At 64.5% G+C, this 1124-nt stretch carries 1 protein-coding gene; it reads right to left on the minus strand.

What is annotated here, in order from left to right:
• Nucleotides 1-791: 791 nt before the first annotated feature.
• A partial coding sequence (locus VJ307_04375; GenBank protein ID HJX73371.1) for a hypothetical protein occupies nt 792-1124 on the minus strand: 333 nt, incomplete at its 5' end.

The following is a 1124-nucleotide window of genomic DNA, read 5'->3' on the forward strand; positions in this document are numbered from 1 at the left end:
TACAGGGAGAGAAGCACAAGGACGAGCGTTCCGACCCCGCCCCCCACCATGCCGCGGGAAACCCGGATCCCCCGTCGGTCCTCGACGTTGTCGCTCCTGCGTCCGTCTCCCCAGCGCATGCCGCCCCTCCTTCCCCGCTCCGTTGCCTGCCGGCCCGATCATCACAAAGATACCGCCGGACCGCCCTCCGTTGCAACCGCGTGGGCGGGGACACTCCTCAACATACTACTCGAAATAGGAATGTCCCCGGAATGTCCCCCCTTGGAGTGTCCCCGGTGAATTGCGTCGAGCGGAAGGGCAGCGAGCAGTCGCGGCTATCGCTCCGCAGCCTCGGAGGGGGGCTCCGTTCGTGGCTCGCCGTGCGGTGAACCTGCACGGCTGCGCCCCCACTCCTTCGGCTTGCTGCGCTTTTTCGGCACCCGCGAAACTCTAAGAACAGGGACGTTCCTTCTAAGAACTCTTCATCCCCTGCAGCGCGCGCGGCCATTGTGCACCCCGTTGCGAGGGCCTCTGCGACCGTGGACCCATTGCACAGCGGGGAGTTCCGCGGAGCGGGGGGACACTCCTGATGTGCGGGGACACTCCTCTCCCGCATCCCGGAGATGAATCAGGAATGTCCCCGGTGGGAGTGTCCCGCCAAAAGGAAAAAATTGCGTCGAGCGGAACGGCAGCGAGCGGTCGCAGGTCGCGAGTGAAGCGGAGAGGAACCCTCCCGCGAGCACCTGGCACCGGGAGGGGAAATGCCTCCGGGCATCGGCCCGAGAGGAGACCGTCATTGCGAGACGCAGCACCTAGCTGGGGATGCCAGCGGGCCTTTCGCAATGGATGTAGTTCTCGGCGATGAGATGGAGCGGCTTCCTGGCGACGTGGAAGCTTTCGTGGAGGAGCCCGAAGACTTCGGACAACTCCCGGTCTTGCGCCTCCGGATGAAGGGAGGCCAGCCGGTAGAATTTCCTTCCCTCTTCCTCGTACTCTTCCATGGTCCTACCCGTCCGCCCCGCGAACCGGGGCCTCGGTTCCCCGGACAACGGGTAGCGGGAGGAGGCGCGGACGTATTCGGGGAAGACGCCGAGGAGAAACAGGCAGATATCGGCGATCCTTTTGTAGAAGTGGAACCGGTATTC

This window comes from Candidatus Deferrimicrobiaceae bacterium (assembly GCA_035256765.1).
In the GTDB taxonomy this organism is placed as follows: Bacteria; Desulfobacterota; Deferrimicrobia; order Deferrimicrobiales; family Deferrimicrobiaceae; genus CSP1-8.